At 51.9% G+C, this 16,182-nt stretch carries 13 protein-coding genes; 5 read left to right on the top strand and 8 right to left on the bottom strand.

Annotation, left to right across the window (positions count from 1 at the left end; translation table 11 throughout):
* Positions 1–3: 3 nt before the first annotated feature.
* Positions 4–2,169 (bottom strand): TonB-dependent receptor, encoded by a 2,166-nt coding sequence (locus HBA55_RS28045; RefSeq protein WP_166998318.1) that lies wholly within the window; start codon positions 2,167–2,169, stop codon positions 4–6.
* A 212-nt stretch (positions 2,170–2,381) separates the two neighbouring features.
* Here HBA55_RS28045 and HBA55_RS28040 point away from each other — a divergent pair, with 212 nt between their 5' ends.
* Complete coding sequence (locus HBA55_RS28040; RefSeq protein ID WP_166998316.1) at positions 2,382–3,281, top strand: LysR family transcriptional regulator; 900 nt, start codon at positions 2,382–2,384, stop codon at positions 3,279–3,281.
* 29 nt (positions 3,282–3,310) lie between these two features.
* Positions 3,311–4,036, top strand: coding sequence for a sulfite exporter TauE/SafE family protein (locus tag HBA55_RS28035; RefSeq protein ID WP_166998314.1), 726 nt, complete (start codon positions 3,311–3,313; stop codon positions 4,034–4,036).
* A 45-nt stretch (positions 4,037–4,081) separates the two neighbouring features.
* Here HBA55_RS28035 and HBA55_RS28030 read toward each other — a convergent pair whose 3' ends face one another.
* The 4 genes from HBA55_RS28030 to HBA55_RS28015 form a co-directional block, all read right to left on the bottom strand.
* Complete coding sequence (locus HBA55_RS28030) at positions 4,082–5,182, bottom strand: phosphotriesterase family protein (protein WP_166998312.1); 1,101 nt, start codon at positions 5,180–5,182, stop codon at positions 4,082–4,084.
* A 12-nt stretch (positions 5,183–5,194) separates the two neighbouring features.
* On the bottom strand, positions 5,195–6,010 hold the full coding sequence (locus HBA55_RS28025; RefSeq protein WP_166998310.1) for an SDR family oxidoreductase: 816 nt from the start codon (positions 6,008–6,010) through the stop codon (positions 5,195–5,197).
* A 20-nt stretch (positions 6,011–6,030) separates the two neighbouring features.
* Positions 6,031–8,343 (bottom strand): TonB-dependent receptor, encoded by a 2,313-nt coding sequence (locus HBA55_RS28020; protein ID WP_166998308.1) that lies wholly within the window; start codon positions 8,341–8,343, stop codon positions 6,031–6,033.
* Between the two features lie 335 nt (positions 8,344–8,678).
* Positions 8,679–9,299: a TetR/AcrR family transcriptional regulator gene (locus HBA55_RS28015; RefSeq protein WP_166998306.1), complete on the bottom strand. Its 621-nt coding sequence runs from the start codon at positions 9,297–9,299 to the stop codon at positions 8,679–8,681.
* Positions 9,300–9,512: 213 nt separating this feature from the next.
* Between HBA55_RS28015 and HBA55_RS28010 the strand changes: the two genes are divergently transcribed.
* Positions 9,513–10,775 carry a pyridoxal phosphate-dependent decarboxylase family protein gene (locus HBA55_RS28010; protein ID WP_166998304.1) on the top strand — a complete coding sequence of 421 codons (1,263 nt, stop codon included), beginning with the start codon at positions 9,513–9,515 and terminating at the stop codon, positions 10,773–10,775.
* 93 nt (positions 10,776–10,868) lie between these two features.
* On the opposite strand, the gene HBA55_RS28005 is transcribed toward HBA55_RS28010, so the two are convergent.
* Positions 10,869–11,996, bottom strand: a complete 1,128-nt coding sequence (locus HBA55_RS28005) for an ATP-binding protein (RefSeq protein WP_166998302.1) — start codon at positions 11,994–11,996, stop codon at positions 10,869–10,871.
* 417 nt (positions 11,997–12,413) lie between these two features.
* The gene (locus tag HBA55_RS28000) at positions 12,414–13,460 is read right to left on the bottom strand and encodes a DNA-binding protein (RefSeq protein ID WP_166998300.1); all 1,047 of its coding nucleotides are present in this window, start codon (positions 13,458–13,460) and stop codon (positions 12,414–12,416) included.
* A gap of 147 nt (positions 13,461–13,607) precedes the next feature.
* On the opposite strand from HBA55_RS28000, the gene HBA55_RS27995 reads away from it, so the two are divergent.
* Complete coding sequence (locus HBA55_RS27995; RefSeq protein WP_166998299.1) at positions 13,608–14,573, top strand: tyrosine-type recombinase/integrase; 966 nt, start codon at positions 13,608–13,610, stop codon at positions 14,571–14,573.
* Between the two features lie 479 nt (positions 14,574–15,052).
* Complete coding sequence (glpE, locus tag HBA55_RS27990; protein ID WP_166998297.1) at positions 15,053–15,361, top strand: thiosulfate sulfurtransferase GlpE; 309 nt, start codon at positions 15,053–15,055, stop codon at positions 15,359–15,361.
* A gap of 73 nt (positions 15,362–15,434) precedes the next feature.
* Here the strand turns inward: glpE and HBA55_RS27985 are convergent, their stop codons facing one another.
* Positions 15,435–16,115 (bottom strand): type 1 glutamine amidotransferase domain-containing protein, encoded by a 681-nt coding sequence (locus tag HBA55_RS27985; RefSeq protein WP_166998295.1) that lies wholly within the window; start codon positions 16,113–16,115, stop codon positions 15,435–15,437.
* Positions 16,116–16,182 lie beyond the last annotated feature (67 nt).

The raw sequence follows: 16,182 nt of genomic DNA, 5'->3' as shown, positions 1-16,182 counted from the left end.
AACTCAGAAGCTGTAGCTGGCCTCCAGCCCGAACGTACGCCCATGAGCCACGCTGTACATATAGTCGTTGTTGCGCCCCGGAGCGTTGTAGGAGAAATCCGCGTATTCCTCATCGGTGAGATTTTTTGCAATCAGCGCCACCTTGAAACCGGAATCCAGATGCGTCAGGGACAGATTGGTATTGAGCAGCGTGACCGCATCGATTTCGTTGTACCTATTAGCGGCACCGGAGGTGGCATTAAGCCAATGGGCTGACTTATGATTGAGATTCAGGCTGACGCGAGAGGCAAACCCCTTGATAAGCCCTTCTGATTCGTAGGTCAGTGTGCTGTTGAGGGAGAACTCCGGCGCACCCGACACCTCAGCATTTTGCCCGGGACCCGCATCGTCGTTTTCAACCTCCATCACACCCAGTCCCACGGTCAGGCTGAACTCGTCACTCAGATGCATAAAGGCATCCACCTCGATGCCCTGGCTGGTGACATCAAAGGAGCTGATCAACAAATTGCCATTGGTAAAGGAGGCATTCTGAAAATCGGAGATATCCATGTTGAAGATCGTGGCATTGATATAGCCATTTTCCAACTCGTACTTGACGCCGGCCTCCAAGGTGACAATTTTCTCCAGGGGAATAAACAGCGACTCGGCACCCACAAAGTCCGCGTTGTTGACCGGATTACCACTGGCAAGGCCGGGTTTTTTGGAACCCTTGGCGATGCCGGCAAACACCAATGCGGTGTCTGTGGCGTCCCACTCGAAGGTGATAGAGCCATCCAGGGTTTGTTCATCCACTCGGTCACTGGCCGCCTCAATCAAATCAGGATCTTCATTGCTGCCCAGCACGATAATGTCCGCTTCCTTTTCTTCATCGGTATAGCGTGCACCGACAATCAGCCGCAAGGTATCGCTCAGGGACCAAGTGCCGCTGCCAAAGACAGACGCGGCGTCCATTTGCTGCTCGCCGTACCAGAAACGCTTGTCGTCGTTCAGGTACTGAAAATTCAGGCGGTCAATGTCCTGCGTAACGTAGTAGAGACCGACGATATAGTCGAACGCTTCTCCCGCCGGAGAGGTCAAACGCAACTCTTGGGAGAACTGCTCGTAATCTTCGTCGTACCAGGTCACCACTCTCGGTCCGCTCAGAATGCTGGGATCAAACACAGATTGGTAATCCATGTCACTGTAGCCACTCACCGATGTCAGGGTGTGATCGCCAATGGGGATATCGATCTGTAGCGAGAAGTCGTTAAAGTCCCGCTCAGAACCGATGTCTTCATTGGTTAGCACCGGCACCTGAAAACGGGTACCAAAGGCGACCTCATCGTAACCCAGTGCCGCCGATGCCGGTGGGGGTGCGGGGGTAAATTCGTCGGTGCCGTCATACTCGCTGAAAGACCCTTCGAGCAGGCGCACAAAACTGTTGCCCTCACGTTCCTGGCTGGTCACCTGTGCCTTTGCTGTAATAACCCAATCGTTGTCGGTGTTGTATACACCGGTGAGGCGAAAGGCACTGTTCTCCGATTGCGCCTCATCTCGATTGACGCCCTGGTTCTCTACCCAGCCTCCTGCATCTTCGTACATAGCCGCGAGGCGCAGTGAGAACTGATCGGTAACCGGAATGCTGATGGCACCTTCAAGAGTCGAGGAGTCATACTCGAACTCGTAACCGAGACTGAGATAACCCTCAAGGGTGTCGCCGGGTTTGCGGGTGGTGGCGCTCACGGCCCCCACCAGCGTATTGCGGCCGTAGAGGCTGGCTTGGGTGCCTTTAAGCACCTCGATTCGATCGAGGTCAAACATTGCCGCTTGCAGTTGGTTGTTACGCCCCGCCCAGACGCCATCCACAAACAGGCCCACGTCCTGTTCCAGCATGGCACCGCCGGCCCTCGTGCCTATCCCCCGGATGGCCAGCACTGGGGTTCCGCTCGGTGCCGCATTGAAGGTGGCATTGGGGACGAAGTCGATAACGGCGTCCATGTCGTCCAACTTGAAATCACTCAAGGTCTCCGCACCCATAACGCTGACGGAACCGGCAACGTCCAGCAGGCTTTCCTCGCGCTTATTGACGGTAACGACAACCTCCTCCAGTTCAAAGGCATAGGCTGCGGGCGCCGCCACCGACATCACGACCAGGGCACTTGCCATGGAATTCAGACTGGGTAATTTCATTGATGCTCTCCATAGGGGGCTCAGGGCGCCCGCTGTTTGTTATTAACTGTTGGAACAGTAGGCAGAGTAGATCAGCCCCAAATAAAATAATATTTATATTTTTTGATATTCGCATAACTATTAGTCATACTCTGAAGGAATTATCATGCCCCAAGGCTCAATCACGGCCACCACCCCACGCCTCTGTGGTGCCTTTGTTCGGAGATAAGCTCATGAAATTCAATCAGTTAGAGGCGTTTATCGCCACCGCCGAGGGAAATGGGGTGGTCGGCGCAGCGGAGCGGCTCTGTTTGACCCAGCCGGCGATCACCAAGAGCATCAGCAACCTGGAGGAGGATCTTGGAGCCCCGCTGTTTGATCGCTCACGTAATCGACTGGTGTTGAACCGCAACGGAGCCATTTTGCTCAGGCGCGCAAAGGCGGCCAAAGCGGAGCTGCAGCGAGCGAGGGAAGAAATCCACCTGATGAGTCGGTACGACAAGAACAGCCTCAAATTCAACTGCTCTCCGGCATTGCTGCCTAAACTGATCCCGAAGGCCATCAATCTGTTTAAGAGCAGCCACCCCGATACCCACGTCGAACTGGCCGGCCTGCTCGAAGACGACCCGAAGAACAAGATCACCGCGCTTCTCGACGGCGAATACGATCTGTTGTTTACCGTCCTCAACGAAAACGAAGGTCTTTTGGGTGTCAGCTACGAAAAACTGATGGAGATTGAAGTCATCTTTGTCGCCAGTAAAGGCCATCCGGCCTTGCAGCTGCAACAGCCCAGCCTTAAGGAACTCGAGGAATACGATTGGCTGTTGCCCGGCCAGGGCGGCCTGCCTTATCAGCTGATACGCGCAGCGTTCCGCCGGGTCAACGCACGGATACCACACAATGCCCTGACCATTGCCAACCGCCAGATCACTTTTTCACTACTGGATCAGGGGTCTTATCTGGCAGCGATCCCGTATCACCCCAGTTGTTTTGAGCAAACGTTGTCTGAACTTCAGGTTGTGGCCGTAAACACAGAACGCATTCACTGGCCCCTCTACGTGATCCAGAGAGAAAACACCATTGTGTCTCAACCGACGCTGGAGTTTATTGAGCAGATTAAACAGCTCTTATAACCTTTATCCTTGACCCGGTGACTGTGATCATGGAATTTACCCTGGATCATTATCTGCTGCTGTTAGGTGGCAGCGCCCTGGCGACTCTCGCGGGCTCCCTGCTTGGCGTCGGTGGCGGTTTTATCATTTTGGGGATACTCTCGGCGTTGCTGCCGACCACCACATTAGTGCCTGTGCTCGCAGTCGTGCTTGCCTGTATCGATGTCAGTCGCACCCTGGCTTTCCGCCACCACATCCACACCGAGACCATTCGCAGTTTCGTGCCGGGAAGTATTGTTGGTGTGATCGCCGGATCTCTGCTGTTTGTCTCTCTGTCAGAAAAGGTCATTGGCACCGGGCTTTCTCTACTGATCCTCGCCACACTCCTGACCCCGGTAAACCGACTACAGTGGAAAATCCGCTATCCGTTTTACTGGGTCGGGAAGCTGCACGCATTTCTATCGACCTTATTTGGATACGGCGGTCTGTTCCAGGCAACCATGATGCGCACACCTTTGAGCAACCAACAGATTACCGCCACTCTGGCCAGTTGTTTCCTGGCGCTGGAGCTCATGAAAATCACATCCTATTCTCTGCTTGGTTTTAACTACGGGCCCTACTTGGGCATCATTTTGGTTACCGCCTGTGGCGCCATACCAGCGTCATATGTGGGCAGGCAATTGGCCGGCGCAGTCAATGCATCGGTCTATCGACTTGCGTACAAATGCATTGTTTGTGTGATCGTTGGCAATATTCTCTGGCGGGTCTGGAGTTAAATGGCGGCGCCTCACCATCAGCACTTTGATGCTGGGGTGATACATCTAAAACGCCAACAACCGCGCCGGGGTTTTCTCCACAAGCTTAGCAATTAAGCCATCCTCCACACCAATGCGTTGCAAGGTCGGGACGACATAGTTCTGCAGACGGACGTACCCGTGTCCACCGTAACGGCGAGTCATGTTCTTTACGAACACATCCGTGCCGACAACAATCTGATCACTGTAGCCCTCTCTCAATAGCTGATAAATGGCAGCAATCTTGTAGGTATCGGAATCCTTCACCGATCCGATCGCTTCGGTGTCCCAGGTCATCCCGAAGCAGTCAAAACAAACATTAACGCCTTGGTCCAAAACTTCGCGAATGTAGTCCAATTGTGGCGCCCAGGCGCAAGGGTTATCCAACAATGCCTCAAGGCTCGTGATCTGCACGTGACTTTGAATGTGGCACATCAACAACCGATCGGGCGACATACCGTTTTCCAACAAGGTCTGGTAAACAACACGACTGTCCTCCTGACCGGTGCCAACCCCCAGATGCGCAGTCACCATAATGCCTGTCTCTTTCGATGCATGAGAGGCAGCACTGAGAAAATCCAGTTGGCGCTGGGTATTGCCGTTGGAGGCAACCTTGATTTGGCCTGGCTTAACGCGCGTACCCTCCATCCCGTTATTGATTTCATCGAGCAAATAATCAGTAAACTGGTGCATACTCATCGCCTGAAATCGCTCAGGCCAGGATTTCTCTGCGTAAAGACCCGTGCTCGCAATAATGTGGACGCCAGTGGCTTCAGATATTCGCTTCAAGCCCTCTACGTCGCCTCGAATACCCGGGGCACTGCATTCGAGAATAGCCCGTCCTCCGCAAGCGTGAAAATCACTGACTTCTGCCGCCATCAGGGTTTCGTCAGTTAAGTCCCAAACGTCGGGATGACGTACAAAATAGCCATGATTCATATAGGCAAGGTCTTTTAACTCTATCGGCGCTTGCGGCGGAGCTGGAAATACTTGCGCTGGTGGATCACCCAGCATCGGCACAAAGTCCTCCATATAGAAGTCACAGTTGGTCAGCACGTGCTCATGCATCGACGTAAAGCCGAGAGCATCCGGCGCAATCGGGCCACATACGGTCATGACGTTCTTCATAATTGTTTCCTTCTATCGGTGCGCTTGGTCAGGGTTGCGTGACTCGTAAAACTGCGTGGTCATCGCAGGGAATTCCGGCAATGTGATTCCACCGTCGACAGTGATGGTTTGCCCATTGATATAGCCCGATTCGTCTGAAGCGAGGAACAACATCGCATTGGCGATGTCTTCCCCCATTCCCGATCTGCCGTTGGGTATTACGCGTACGATGTCTTTCAACATTTCCGGAGACAAAAGCGCTTCGATTTCCGGGGTAGCGATAAAACCCGGCTCTACACCATTAACTGTTATGTTGTCTCGGGCGTATTCCAGCGCTGCCGTGCGAATAAAGCCATTCAAGCCTGCCTTAGAGGCCGCATAGTGAGCAAGCCCTGGCAAGGACACCTTAGGCCCGGTCACGGACGAGGTATACAGCAGGCGGCCCTGCCCTACTTGGCGAAAATGCGGGGCGCAAGCCTTGGCAAGCCAAAAAGCGGATTTTAGATTGACGGACAGTGTCAGTTCCAACACCTCCTCTTCAAGTTCGTCAATGAGCTGCTCTGGAAATATGCCGGCGTTATGCACCAAGATATCAAGGCGCCCAAATCTCTCGGCGGCCAAATTAACGAGTTCGTCGATATCCGATTTAATCGCAACATCCGTTTGTTGAAATACACCTGTTCCTCCATGTCTTTCAATGAGAGACAGTGTGTTCAGGCCGTGGTCTTCACTTCGGTTGGCGATAACGACAGCTGCTCCTGCCTGTGCCAAACGCAGAGCAATAGACCTGCCGATGCCTCGACCGGCTCCAGTCACGATAGCCACTTTACCGGATAAGTTACCTAACATGGATTGACCTCTGGATATCATTAAAGATGATAAGTAAATTCGACACCAAAGCTCCGAGGTGCTCCGTGATCATCAGTAAAGGTGCCAAAGTCTGAAAGATCGGAAACAAAAATGCGATGCTCCTGATCGGCCAGGTTACGCCCCCAGAGCGCCATCTGCCATTGCTCATCGGCACTGACAAAACCCAATCTTGCGTTAACAATGCCATAAGCTTTCTGACTGACGGGTTCAATGTTTTCGCTACTGAAAAATATGTCGTCTTGCCAGTTGTAGTCCACCTGAAAAAGCGCATCTCCTTGTGTCAAACGCCATTCGTAACTCACCAGAATGTTGTAGGTCCACTGGGGCGTTACCGGTGTGGTATTGCCAGACAAATCCGTCACCAGAAGATCACCGCCCAACAGGACCTCTTCGGTGCGGAAGTCTTTCAACTCTGAATCCACATAACCCAATCCAAGCTGAACCGTTAAACCCTCCATAGGCAGTATTAAAAGTTCTGCCTCAAACCCCTTCATTTCTGATTCGGGCGCGTTTGTTAACACCCTCGCCGGACTGCCAGTCGACGAACTGATATTGGTAAACACTTGGGCGTCGTTATAATCGTAAAAGAAGCTCGCCGCATTAAGCTGAAGGCGATCACCCCAGAGCGTTGCCTTAACACCCAACTCGTAGGCGGTGCTGGTTTCCGGCTCATAAGGCTTCGCCTGAAATTGATCGGTCAATATGGCGCTGTTAAATCCACCAGCCTTAAATGCCGTACTCACATGGCCGTAGAGCATAATGTCATTGGTGAGGTGGTAATCCAGGCCTATTTTCCCGGATAGGTTATCGTCCTCAAGTGAGTCATCGTAGATCACCAACGGAACACCGCTCAATGGCACCCGCATGCCTGGTGCCACCGGAAATCCAGCGAAATCCCCAAGTGTTTGGTAGTTATTCAGATCACTCTCCTCTTTGGTATACCGAAGACCCAACGTAAGGTGCAAGTCGTCAGTGAGGTCTTTCTCATATTGACCAAAGACAGCGTAGGATACTGTCTCTTGCTGAAAAGTAGAGGTGGCCGATACCACACTCAACGCACTTGCATCACTAATACCCGTGAGTTCTTCAGGCAGTGCCACAACAGGTGCAAGCTGGCCTAATAGCGACGCATGGGTTAAGCCATCGATTTCATCGTTAAGATAATAAACGCCAACGACCCAATTGCTATCCTGCCCTTCACCAGACACACGAAATTCCTGAGAGAACTGTTTTGACTCATCGTCAAACATGATGGTAAGAATATCGTCGCTGGCACCGTCACTGTCCGCCCCAAGATGGCTCTCTGTTTTATCAAAGGAACTGATAGCGGTTAATGTCACGCTGTCTGATATGTCCCAGTCAAACCGTGTCATCAAGGCATTGTATTCGGTATCCAGCTTAGGCTCGAAGTCGTTGTGTGCCTCAGTGATATCATCATTGAGGTTAACCGTACCCAGTGCATTGGCGCACTGATAATGGTCTATTCTATCGAGCTCACAAGGGGTTCCTCTCAGCGGGTCCAACATACCGCGCGCTTTAGTGGCCACCGAAACGCCCTGCTTGGTGCCTCCTTGATATTTCACTCTGGCTGTTAGCGTGTCGCTGATATCGAACTGCAGAGTACCCCGGTACGACCATTTTTCTGTTCTGGGTGAACGTCGGTCAGTCGTTTTATTATCGAGATAGCCTTCAGTGCTTAGATGCTGCAATGCCAGTCTGCCTGAGACTCCCTCAGCGAGGGCGCCCCCAATCGCAACATCGCTGGTATAAGTGTCAAAACTCCCCGCCTCTAACCTTAGGCGCCCTTCAAGCTCTTCCGTCGGCATGCGTGAGTGAAACAACATTGCGCCCGCAGTCGTATTGCGACCAAACAAAGTGCCTTGTGGCCCTCGCAAGACTTCAACCTGGGCCAGATCAAACATCGTAAAGTTTTGGGCCCACAGGTTTTTGATATAAACCTCGTCCTGGTAAACACCCACAGGGCCACTGTTTGCAACTGAAAAGTCATTAAGGCCTACCCCACGGATGTAGAATACCGGTGCACCGTCGTGCCCGCCATTGGTGGCGATTGTCAAGTTGGGCACCTGAGCCCCCACCTGGTTGGACTGGGTAATGCCTTGATTTTCGAGCGACTCACCGGTAAAGGCGCTAACCGCAACGCCCACCTCTTGCAAACTCTGTTCGCGTTTCTGCGCAGTAATGATTACCTCTTCTAACACAAATCCCAGATCGTCCTTTGCCTGAGTAACCATACAGGTGTTTATGGCAATCACGGCCGGTAACAACCGCTTGATATAAGTAGCGTTGTTCATATTGCTCTCCTACCTCTGAGGTGTGGACTTATTATTCATGCTGGAACCATCTACATAGAATGAGCGCGGGCCCATTACGTATGTGATAATTAATCACTTTAAATATGATATACCATCATTTTTTGATGTCAACAGGCAGACAAGACTGGCCTGCAACCTAAAACGAAGTTTAAGAAGGCACTGCGGGTTAAGGATTTGGTGTTCAGACGTGAGAATATTATGTGCGCGAGTTGGCCAAACGGATAAGGCAGCGCTGAAAAATATTAGATCAAAATAGGCAGGAAAATGCCGACCCCAAGGGCGAAGCAACCAATGGAGTTAGCCAGGTAAAGAAATTATAAATACCGAGTAAGACCGAGTTCTCGCATCACCATACGAACAGACCCGTCCACCAAGGACTGGCCTTGCTTCTCATCCATATTGATGGCCATACGGATGACACTATCGACCAACACCGAACAGAGCAGGCATCGGGTCTTCAGATCTTCAGCCGGAATATCGGGCATGATCTCTGTGGCCTTCTCAAACATGAGATCGGCATGATACTGGTTGTCCTCGTCATGCAAGTGGCGGATAAGCCCATCCGCCTGTGATCCCGCCCAAATTTCCTGAATCAGGCGATCATCACGTTTTGATTTGTAGATCGCTTGAATACCAGCGACGATGGCCCCTACAAACCCCTTTTTACTGGTAATCCGCTCGTAGTTTTCACGGGCCATCGCCCTCACCTCTTCGAACTGATCATCCATCAAGCGTTTGATGACGGCACTCTTAGAGGGAAAATACTGATATACCGATCCCACGGGGATGCCCGCTCGATCCGCAAGATCATTTAACTTCAGGGAGTTGACATCCCCTTCCAGTATCATCTCTACCGCAGTATCAAGAATGAGTTTAACCCGCTCAATAGCGCGCTTCTGACGAGGCTCACGCCCCTGTAATAATTCAGCCGACATTCCAATAAGCCATATTCCGTGTGTCTATGAATAAAGCATATTAAACCAGCTCGATAGTAATGTCAGCAAAAGATGAGGAAATATCACAATTTGAATCGCAGAATTGACGACCGAACCATTATATGATTAAGTATCACTTTATTGTGATAATTTATCACTTTAATCATGGTGATCGACTCACAGATACTGCAACCACTTTCGAGGGACCCCTCTATGACCGGCTCAACATCTTTTCCCAAATTGAGACGCACACGACATGAAGTAGAAGCCGACATCAGACAATTCAAGAGCCTGGATATGTGCACCAAACCCAACAACCGGCTGATGACTGGCATCCATAAAGGCAGTCAGCAAGTTCACGAGGTATGCCGCGCGGCCTACAACGAGTACTTTCACACCAACGCCGTACTGGCGGATATGGAACAGGGCCTTGGCCAAATGCAAAACGACGTCTTGCGCTGGACGGTGGGCCTGCTGAACGGGGGTGCGGAAGGGCGAGCCAATATGATGGTCGGCGGCAGCGAGAGCATATTTTGTGCGGTACACGCCGCCAGAGAGTGGGCACGTGAGAACCTGCCCAATGCCAAAGAACCTTATGAAATCGTTATGCCTCGCACAGCACACGCTGCGTTCGACAAAGCCGCACACTACCTTGGGCTCAAGATGAACCGCATTGCGGCCGGCAGCGACTTCAGGGCCGATGTGGATGCGCTCGATAGCGCGGTTACGCCGAACACTATTATGATTGTGGGCTCTGCACCTTGCTGGGGATTTGGCCTGGTGGACCCTATCCCGGAGATCGCCTCCGTTGCTGAAAAACACGGTCTGTGGATGCATGTGGATTGCTGTGTCGGGGGGTTTCTTCTGCCGTTTATGGAACGCCTTGGCATGACGCTGCCGGTATTTGATTTTCGCCTTGAAGCAGTAAGTTCAATCTCTGCCGATTTGCACAAGCATGGCTTTGCGGCAAAACCTGCCTCGACCGTCTCTTACCGCTCAGAAGCCCTACAGAAATACCACAATACGGGCGTTGCCATCGATAACTGGCAGTGCGGCATGTACAAATCCCACGGTGTGGTCGGTAGCCGACCAGGCTCGGCCGTTGCCGCTGCTTGGGCGGTAATGAGTTACCTGGGTGAAGAGGGCTACATGGATATCACTCGCCAAACCTTCGCCATTAAGGAAAAAATGATCGCGGGCATTGAAAGCATTGAAGATTTTAAGGTACTTCGTAATGAATCACTGCTGGTGCCATTCCGTTCAAACAGCCTGGAGATGCTCAATGTCTTTGGGGGTCTGGTGGAACGTGGTTATTTCCCCTGGGGAACGTTTGACCCGATGTACGTCCACCCTTCGGCCGAACCCGTTGACGAGATCGTGATCGATCAGTTTTTGGGAGACCTCGCTGAGATTGGGCAAGGGGTTCGTGAGGGTGTTATCACGGCGGAGGCTCTGGCGACTTACATAGGCAATTAGCAGTCACTTTCGCCGGTACGGATAGACAGGACGAACGACTTCTGAATGTCTATTCAAGCCTCAGCACGTACAGCAGATGAAGTCGGCCAGTACCTACAAGTTAACTTCTTCCTGCAAGAAGTCAGCAAAGCCCGCATTCTCGATCAGGTAATCACTGCGGCCAGATTTGGTGATTAGCTGGTGGCGCTGGAGCTTTTTCAAGGAGGCGTTGATTTTGCTTGCCGTCAGGGTCAATCCAAAGCGTGCCTTTACGTCTGCCTGCGTTTGGTCAGAGTACAGCTTCCCCGCCCGCGCTTTAATAAGCAGCAGAATGGTTTTATCGGTTTTGTTCAAGGCCTTGGCAATACCCATAAAGTCGCCATCCAGCGCCAGTTGATCACGCACTACCTCCACAGCCTCTTGCACACTACATTGATGCACCAGAAGATGCTGGATCAACTTGGTCATCCAAAAGGGTGAATCGTCGAAGCGTTGACGAAACACATCGTACACTTCTAGGGGGTCGTAGTGCAGATTGAAGCGCTCACGCAAGATCTGGCAACAGTGGTCAGTGAATTCCCGCCCCAGCACCGGGAACTCGGCCATGTAGGCGGAGTTGTAGAATGGTTTGTTACTATCCGAGAACATAGCACGGATGCCGTTGCGTGAAGAACCGGCGTAAACGACGGCCAGCTCTCGCCCGGCTGTATCGAAGGCAGTGCGGAGCGCACTCTGCAGAGGTAAGAATGCTTCATTCTCAGCCAGATGCTGGACCTCATCAATCACCAGAACCGGGGTGAGTTTGGGAGCCTCAACCAGCTCGGCGATGCAAGTGCCGATTGTCAGTAGTTCCTGAGAACTGGCCTTTTCTGCCGAACCGGCAAACTCCATTCCGACCTTTCCCAGGAGACTATTGCCCAGCTCCAGCTTTCGTACTTCGGTGCTTAGGACCTGTTTGATTTTATCAGTGCCCTCTGCGGCCAGGGTCGATTGCAGGGCCTGCAGGACCGTGAGGTGTGGCTGCTCGGGCTCCGACCAAAGATTCATATAAATGGGAAGGTATCCGTTGTCGAGCGCTACTGGGCAGAAGTCACGCAACAGAAATTCGGTTTTACCTACCCGGCGCACGCCCAATAGAGCCATGCGGGTCATAATGCCCTGAGTGACACTGGTCAGGTAAGTTTGTGCCAATTCGGGGCGGGCATAGTGCCAATCAATGGGGGAAGCTTTAGTACTGGGCACGGAGAACTTTCCTAAATTTTCCATATGGCGGATAATTATACACAGCATGGAAAATTTAGGCAAAATACTACTAGAGGGTGGCCGGGATTTTGACAGAACTCTCTAAAATTGCCCTAACTCATTGATTTAATGACGGTTATCCCTGGACCGTGATTCCCGTCGAGCGTCGAGAGGAATATATGCAGGCACTGGAGGCAGCGAGTGTTCACCAAGAAATTTCACCCTTCACTAGGTTCATGGCAGATTTGGTGGAGTCAGCTCTCTTTGAGTGACTACCCTGCAACTCCAAGGAATTCTGGGTAGAAGAAAAAGTTATTGCTTTAGGAATCAACCAGCTTCCAGCTGATGCTGTTCCATCCCACGTCATTCACGGGTTTCTACCTCGACCTAATGTGATCCAGGTGTATATCGCCCCAATTAGGTCGCATTGTCGGCGCTGTCTTCATCCACGACCTGATGGTTCCGGCTTTCTCCGAGGACTGAAAGTTGCTGAGACAGACCGGCAACGGTATCTGCCAGGTTTTCCAATTGGGCTGCCTGTGATCTTTCAGATTGCTGCGCCTGATTTGCAAGCCTCTGTGTGAGCTGTTCGATCTCGGCGCTCTTGTTCAACAAGGACGCTTCGTGCTGCGCTATGGTTTGCACATGCAGCGCCTGTTCTGCTTGGAGTTGAGCGTTTTTCTGCTGCCAGAGTTCACGGTCAGCTTGATAATTTTGAGATCCCTCGGCCAGACGTATCTCCATTTCCGAAAGCTGCAGTTGCAGACGCTCATTTTCCGCCTCAAGTTTTTGAACTGAGGATTGACGCAAGTCGGATTCCTCTGTCAATCGATCGATCCGGACTTGCAAAAGCCTGCTGTCCGCTACCCGTTCGGACATTTGTTCCCGCTGCCTGGAGTTTTGCTGTTCCAGGTCCCGAATTTTGGATTTCTCACCATCAAGTGAACTGATCAGTTCCCGTTTTTCGAATTCTCGCTCTTCCAGCTGGACCCTCACCTTTTCAAGAGAATTGATCTGTGTACGCGCGACTGCCAGCTGTTTATCTGATTCGATCAATTGGGTCTGGAGGTCGACGACGTGCGCCGTTTCTGCATTAAGGCGATCTTGAAGGTCGGTGATCTGTGTCTGTGCATCAGCCATAGACAGTGAGGCAGCTTCCAGTCGCTCGCCGGCATTCGTCAACTCTAGATCCTGTTCCGCGCCTAGCTTGAGCAGCTCTTCCCGCACTTGGTTCAAGATCTGATCGTATACCGCTGACACCGCCAGCTGAATGGGGTCCGCGTTAGGCTCATCCGCCAACACCTGTGGCTGGCGCTCCCGCCAGGTACGTAGGTGCTGCATGATCAGTTCCGTTCCGCCCCCAATCATAGATCGCACTTTACGCACCGTGGGCTCAATACCTTGGGCCTTCAATTCTTCGGCTGCTTTGTGAACGCGATATTCGGAATTGCCAGATCGTGCCATGGGGTTTCTCCAAAGATTGTGGATAAAGTATATATCGAAACGGAACAAAACGGTACGTAACAAACAGCGAAAAATCGGTTTTCTAACTTCCGTAAATACGTCTTTACGATATTTGACTAAAGAAATCCGGAACATCATACTTAAAACATGACTCTAGAACTGACCTCCAAACCCGCCCATGCCCTAGCCCTATTCGACCACGGCACCTCTGCGGACGAGTTCGCCCGAGGTACCAATGCTGCAGTGCTTTACTTGACCGCCCTCCAGTCCCCCAAAAGCCAACAGACCATGAGGCGTGTACTCAATCAGGTGGCCAAGATGACCGGTCAGAAGGATCTGTATGCCGTGGATTGGTCGCTGTTACGTCGGGAATCTGTGTTCCGGATTCTGCAAACCCTGATCCATGAAGGCCGTTCGGAAAGCACCCGCAATCTTTACCTGGCCGCCATCAAAGGTGTCGCTAAAGAGGCGTACCTCTCCAAACAGCTGTCGTCTGATGACTACGAGCGCATTCGCCTGGTGAAGTCGGTATCGGTTCATCGCCTGCCCAAGGGCCGAGATCTGGCCCTCAAAGAAATCGGCGAGCTGATGGATCATTGTCTGTGCCAGGATGGTCCTGCCGGGGTTCGCGACGCCGCCATTCTTGCCCTCCTTTTTGGCTGTGGTCCTCGACGCTCAGAGCTGGTGAGCATTGATATCGGTGGTGTGAACCTGGGACGGGGTGAAATACGAGTCGTCGGCAAGGGCGCTAAAGAACGTCAGCTGGAACTGCCGTCCAGAACCAAGGAAACCTTGGAGTTCTGGCTGCGAGAACGTGGCGATCATGATGGCCCCCTATTCGTTCGGATTGATCGCTGGGGCAACCTGGGAAATCAGCGCTTAACCGATCGTGCAGTCTACAATATCGTCAAAAAACGGGTCGCACAGGCTGGGATCGGGGCTGCCTCCCCCCACGACCTGCGCCGCAGTTTCATCACTTACTTACTCAACGAAGGCGTGGATATAGGCACAGTGGCGTCAATGGCTGGGCATTCGGACATCAATACCACCCGGATCTATGCGCGGCAGCAGGAAGGTCGGAATAAAGAAGCGGCGCGAAAGATTGATTTTTGATCAACAAGCCGATCGATATCTTGAAGACCTTTTTGCCGGTATCCAGAAGATAGCTTCCTATGGGGAATACTTAGGGGCTCGCCCACGCCTTGTCCCACACGATAAGATTGCGGACATCACAGCCATCCCTATCCACTATTTTCATTGTCAGCAGGATGGAGTAATTTAAATACCAAGCCGTTGCTTTGCCAAATGAGGGCCTCAATACCGCAAAGCGTACATTGAACACAGGAAGCACATTGAATCCTAAGCGGTACATCACCCATACGGACTCAATCGGAGGGTCGTAACTTCGATGAATGTCTTCAGACTTCTCCGCGAGCTCGCCGCTGAAACGTAGTACCGTCAGCTGCTTTAAATGGAGCCGGTGCCAACCTTTGTCATTGAACGCGGTGTCTTGAATAAAAAGTATTGAGGACTGTTATAGGCAAAATGCTAGTATACAGTTAACAGCCCGCTGGATTAGAAAGCGAACAGATATGACCTATCAGTGTATTTCCATTGACCAAGCCACAGAGATAATCGACCAAGGTGGAGCCACCATTCTGGATATCAGAGATCCGGAGTCCTTCTCGCAGGGGAATGTTGAGAATTCCATTCATGTCACCAATGACAATGTTGAGACAATCATCAATACCGCGGATAAGTCCAAGCCGTTGATCATCTACTGTTACCACGGCAATAGCAGTAAAAACGCAGCGGAGTATTTCTACAATATGGGCTTCAAGATGTCCTACAGTGTGGACGGCGGTTTTGAAGAGTGGAAGCTAAGGCTAGGTAATCAGTAGACTGCCGCTGGCAACCCCACAAAAGCCTTTAATGATTGTGGCTTTTGTGGGCTACTAGTCTTAATCGTTAATATTATTCACCGCTACCCAGTAACTCTAAAATGGCTTTGCCCACACCATGAGCGCTGGCCGGGTTTTGCCCGGTGACCAGACGCTCGTCCACAATAACCAGTTCCTGCCAGGGTTGAACTTTAGAGTATCGCGCCGCCTTGCGAGCCAAGGCTTCTTCCAGCAGGAAGGGGATATCGTTGATGGTGCCGAAGTCGATCTCCTCCTCTCGGGTAAATCCGGTGATGGATTTTGTTGCTAGCAGAGCATCGCCACTGCTCAGGGTAATGGGCAACAGGGCACCGGGTCCATGGCAGACAGCACCGATGACGCCTCCTTTTTCATAGTGTTGTGCCGCAATGGCCGCAAAGTCCCGGTTCGCAGCCAAGTCTGACAGCAGGCCAAAGCCGCCGGGGTAGAATATGGCGTCGTAGTCATCCGCGTTGATTTCCTGGACCGGGATGGTGTTTTTGATGCGGTTCTGGAAGTCTTCACTGGCCAAAATCTCGGCGTTTACCGCATCTTCCTCGATATCTGTTCCGTAGAGTGGGGCCTGACCGCCCTCAACGGATGCGATCTCGTAGTCAAATCCCGCTGTGATAATTTCCTTAAGGGCGTGGGTCAGTTCCGGTGCGTAGGTACCATTGGCCTGTTCGGTGGTACCAAGGGTGGCGTGGTTGGTGACGGGAATCAGTATCTTTTTCATTGCGTTACCTCGATCTGGTGAGCTGCTGTGAATGGCCAAATAGTAGTTTATTTTCCATATGGCGATA

The sequence above is a fragment of the Pseudomaricurvus alkylphenolicus genome (assembly GCF_011683955.1).
Lineage (GTDB): Bacteria > Pseudomonadota > Gammaproteobacteria > Pseudomonadales > Cellvibrionaceae > Pseudomaricurvus > Pseudomaricurvus alkylphenolicus.
Note: the sequence above shows the minus strand (reverse complement) of the source record. Positions and strands in the feature narration are given on the sequence as shown.

Bases quoted from the DNA above. Each gene is read 5' to 3' on its own strand.
- HBA55_RS28045 (WP_166998318.1), bottom strand. From the start codon at position 2,169: ATGAAATTACCCAGTCTGAATTCCATGGCAAGTGCCCTGGTCGTGATG.
- HBA55_RS28040 (WP_166998316.1), top strand. From the start codon at position 2,382: ATGAAATTCAATCAGTTAGAGGCGTTTATCGCCACCGCCGAGGGAAAT.
- HBA55_RS28035 (WP_166998314.1), top strand. From the start codon at position 3,311: ATGGAATTTACCCTGGATCATTATCTGCTGCTGTTAGGTGGCAGCGCC.
- HBA55_RS28030 (WP_166998312.1), bottom strand. From the start codon at position 5,182: ATGAAGAACGTCATGACCGTATGTGGCCCGATTGCGCCGGATGCTCTC.
- HBA55_RS28025 (WP_166998310.1), bottom strand. From the start codon at position 6,010: ATGTTAGGTAACTTATCCGGTAAAGTGGCTATCGTGACTGGAGCCGGT.
- HBA55_RS28020 (WP_166998308.1), bottom strand. From the start codon at position 8,343: ATGAACAACGCTACTTATATCAAGCGGTTGTTACCGGCCGTGATTGCC.
- HBA55_RS28015 (WP_166998306.1), bottom strand. From the start codon at position 9,299: ATGTCGGCTGAATTATTACAGGGGCGTGAGCCTCGTCAGAAGCGCGCT.
- HBA55_RS28010 (WP_166998304.1), top strand. From the start codon at position 9,513: ATGACCGGCTCAACATCTTTTCCCAAATTGAGACGCACACGACATGAA.
- HBA55_RS28000 (WP_166998300.1), bottom strand. From the start codon at position 13,460: ATGGCACGATCTGGCAATTCCGAATATCGCGTTCACAAAGCAGCCGAA.
- HBA55_RS27995 (WP_166998299.1), top strand. From the start codon at position 13,608: ATGACTCTAGAACTGACCTCCAAACCCGCCCATGCCCTAGCCCTATTC.
- glpE (WP_166998297.1), top strand. From the start codon at position 15,053: ATGACCTATCAGTGTATTTCCATTGACCAAGCCACAGAGATAATCGAC.
- HBA55_RS27985 (WP_166998295.1), bottom strand. From the start codon at position 16,115: ATGAAAAAGATACTGATTCCCGTCACCAACCACGCCACCCTTGGTACC.